The organism is Mycobacterium sp., assembly GCF_052144515.1.
In the GTDB taxonomy this organism is placed as follows: Bacteria; Actinomycetota; Actinomycetes; order Mycobacteriales; family Mycobacteriaceae; genus Mycobacterium.
Window position 1 is genome coordinate 1 of the sequence record NZ_JBKQQD010000034.1, and the last position, 3,472, is coordinate 3,472.

Consider the following 3,472-nt stretch of genomic DNA (forward strand, 5'->3'; position numbering starts at 1 on the left):
CGCAATTGAACAGCTTGCCGTTCATCGATTGCGGCGTAAGCGGCGGCCCGCGCAAGCTCTTGGTGACCAAACAGACGCGGCGATACGAGCTATCGCCTACGGTGCGTGCCCGCGCCAACAGCTTTCAGGTGTGCAAGCAGTACATCTTGCAAGGACTTGGCATCGGCGCGATGCCAAACCAGATCATCTGCACCAACGAGTTGCGCGATGGCAGCATCGTGCCCGTGCTACCTGAATGGAGCGTCGAGCGGCTGGATGTGCACATGATCTATCCCTTCCACCTCTCCTTCTCGACGCTCATCAGCGCGTTCTACGACACGGCGTGCGAGATCATCATTGAGAACTCAGCGCGAAGCTGAGCACCACAAGCTCGAATGCGCAAAAGCGAGGGCAATTCCGAGTTTCACGATGCGGCCTCCTTCCGGGGCATCGGCCCGTTGAGTGATGCGCTGCGAGGGCTGGTTTCCCAGTGTCGACGCGGCAACGAAGGTGATGGCAGGGGTGGGGTCACGCGGTCTTTGTGTCTTCGGGGGTGGGGGCGACGGCGATGGATTTCGCATCCAGGTAGCTGTCGAGGCCTTCGGGTCCTAACTCGCGACCGTAGCCGCTGCCTTTGACGCCGCCGAACGGCGCGAACGGGTCCATGGTGTAGCCCTGGTTGATCCCCAGGGTGCCGGTCCGGATGCGCGCAGCGATCGCCAGGGCACGGTCGGTATCACCGGTCCACACCGACCCGGCCAGGCCATAGTCAGAGTCGTTGGCAAGCGCCACTGCGTCATCCACGTCGCGGTAAGGGATCACCGTGATCACCGGCCCGAAGATCTCTTCGCGCGCAATGCGCATGGTGTTGTCGGCGCGGGCGAACAGGGTCGGTTGGACGTACCAGCCACGTTCGAGTCCGTCGGGCAAGTCGGTGCCGCCGATGACCCGTTGCGCCCCTTCGTGTTGACCGATCTGGATGTAATCGCGGACGCGCTGCTGTTGGCGTTGGGAGACCAGCGGGCCGACCTGGGTTTCGGGATCGCTCGGGTCGCCCACCCGGAGGGCTGTCATTTCCGCAGCAAGTGCGTCGACGTACTCGTTGTGACGCCGCTCTGGCACTAGAATGCGAGTCAACGCGTTGCAGATCTGGCCGCTGTTGGACAGGCTGGCCGACCGCACTCCGACCGCTACCTTCTCGGGCGCGGCGTCATCGAGGACGATGGCCGCGGACTTGCCGCCGAGTTCGAGGCTGACCTTGGTGAGGTTCGGTGCACATGCGGCAGCGACGGCCCGACCCGCCGCGGTCGAACCGGTGAACGACACCTTGTCCACCCCAGGGTGGCTTACCAGTAGTTCACCGACAGTGCCGTCGCCGGGTAGCACGCTGGCCACTCCCGAGGGCAGGTCGATCTGGTCCAGCATCTCGGCCAAAAGCAGTGCGTCGAGCGGGGATTCGGCGGCGGGCTTGAGCACGACCGCGCAACCGGCGAGCAGTGCGGGCACCAGTTTGGTGACGATGAGGAACTGGGGCATGTTCCATGGCACAACCGCGGCGACGACACCAACCGGTTCTTTGCGGATGTGCATGTCCGCCCCGAAGAAACCGGCCCGGGTCTCCTGCCACTGGTGCCGCTGCGCCAAGTCGCAAAATGCGCGAATCATTATGGCGGGCAGGCCGACCTGGGCGCGCTGGGCGAAGGTGATGGGCGCGCCGATCTCGGCGGTGATGGTGTCGGCCATCTCTGCGCGTCGTTGGTCGTAGACGTCAGCGAGTCGTCGGATCACCGCGACGCGTGCCAGTGGCTCGGTCCGGCCCCAGGGCCCGGAGTCAAAGGCCCCGCGTGCGGCGTTCACGGCCGAGTCCACGTCGGCCGGCCCGGCGGCAGCGACTTCGGCGATGGATTCCTCGGAGTGCGGTGAAATGACGTCGAAGACTTTTCCGTGTGCTTGCACGGCGCGTCCGGCGACGGTCGCCGCCCTAAGGTTCGGATCCATCGAGTCCCATCCAGCAATATCAACTACTTGTGATTGAGACTCTGACCATATACCGTCGGCTCGACGGAGTCATACGAATACTGAAGACGGTGGCTGCGTGGCCATTCCCTATGTTGGCGTCGGATGGATGGTTGTCCGACCGCCCAGGGTCCGAGCGAGATCGGACGGACAGGAGCGATCGTGGCTCGATTCCCCAAGCCGCCAGAAGGCAGCTGGACGCAGCATTACCCGGAACTGGGCACCGAGCCGGTGTCCTACGAGGACTCCATCAGCCCGGAGATCTTCGAGCTGGAGCGCGAAGCGATCTTCAAACGAGCCTGGCTGAATGTGGGCCGGGTCGAGCAGCTTCCGCGTAAGGGCAGCTACTTCACCAAGGAGCTCAAGGCGGTCAACACCTCGATCATTCTGGTGCGCACGACATCCGGGGAGATCAATGCGTATCACAACGTCTGCCGTCACCGCGGCAACAAGCTGGTGTGGAACGACATGCCACTCGAGGAGACCAAAGGTGTGTGCCGCCAATTCACCTGCAAGTACCACGCCTGGCGCTATGACCTGGACGGCAACCTGACTTTCGTGCAGCAGGAGGAAGAGTTCTTCGACCTCGACAAGAGCCGTTACGGGCTGGTGTCGGTGCACTGCGATGTCTGGGAAGGCTTTATTTTCGTCAACTTCGCCAAGCAGCCGGAGCAGTCGTTACGCGAGTTTCTCGGGCCGATGATCACCGACCTGGAGGGTTACCCATTCGGCCGGCTGACCTCGCGCTGGTATTACCGGTCGGAGGTGAAGGCGAACTGGAAGCTCTACATGGACGCTTTCCAGGAGTTCTATCACGCGCCCGTGCTGCACGCGAACCAGTCGCCGACGGCCTATTCGAAGGCCGCCGCGCAGGCTGGCTTCGAGGCTCCGCATTACCGTCTGGATGGCCCACACCGGCTGGTCAGCACCTCAGGTATCCGGGCCTGGGAGATGGCAGACGAGATGCGAAAGCCGATCGAAGATATCTGCCAGAGTGGACTGTTCGGGCCTTGGGACAAGCCCGATCTGGGGGAGATGCCCGCCGGGCTGAATCCCGCGAAATGTGATCCGTGGGGACTGGATTCCTTCCAACTGTTCCCCAATTTCGTCATCCTTTTCTGGGGTCAGGGCTGGTACCTGACTTACCACTATTGGCCGACGTCGTACAACAGCCATATCTTCGAGGGCACGTTGTATTTCCCACAGCCACGCACTCCGCGTGACCGCGTGGCCCAGGAACTGGCAGCGGTGACGTTCAAGGAATACGGCCTGCAGGACGCCAACACGCTAGAGGCGACCCAGAGCATGATCGAGTCGCGGGTGGTCGACAAGTTCCTGCTCAACGACCAGGAGATCCTGCTGCGTCACCTGCACAAGGAGACCGCGGCCTGGATCGACGAGTACCGCCGGACGACCACCGCGGGAGTGTGAAGACGATGGCCCCGATGTCCCCAGTGCTGCCAACCGAATTCGCCGA

Annotated in this window: 3 protein-coding genes; 2 read left to right on the plus strand and 1 reads right to left on the minus strand. The window is 62.9% G+C overall.

Annotation, left to right across the window (positions count from 1 at the left end; all coding sequences use genetic code 11):
• The coding region (locus ACLP9N_RS01810) for a LysR substrate-binding domain-containing protein (RefSeq protein WP_442405800.1) at positions 1 to 359 on the plus strand (359 nt) is incomplete at its 5' end.
• Positions 360 to 507: 148 nt separating this feature from the next.
• On the opposite strand, the gene ACLP9N_RS01815 is transcribed toward ACLP9N_RS01810, so the two are convergent.
• A complete protein-coding gene (locus tag ACLP9N_RS01815) occupies positions 508 to 1,977 on the minus strand; it encodes an aldehyde dehydrogenase (RefSeq protein ID WP_442405801.1) in 1,470 nt (489 codons plus the stop codon).
• Between the two features lie 180 nt (positions 1,978 to 2,157).
• On the opposite strand from ACLP9N_RS01815, the gene ACLP9N_RS01820 reads away from it, so the two are divergent.
• Complete coding sequence (locus ACLP9N_RS01820; RefSeq protein WP_442405802.1) at positions 2,158 to 3,426, plus strand: aromatic ring-hydroxylating oxygenase subunit alpha; 1,269 nt, start codon at positions 2,158 to 2,160, stop codon at positions 3,424 to 3,426.
• Positions 3,427 to 3,472 lie beyond the last annotated feature (46 nt).

Coding starts and splice junctions, on each gene's coding strand:
- ACLP9N_RS01815 (WP_442405801.1), bottom strand. CDS start 1,977: ATGGATCCGAACCTTAGGGCGGCGACCGTCGCCGGACGCGCCGTGCAA.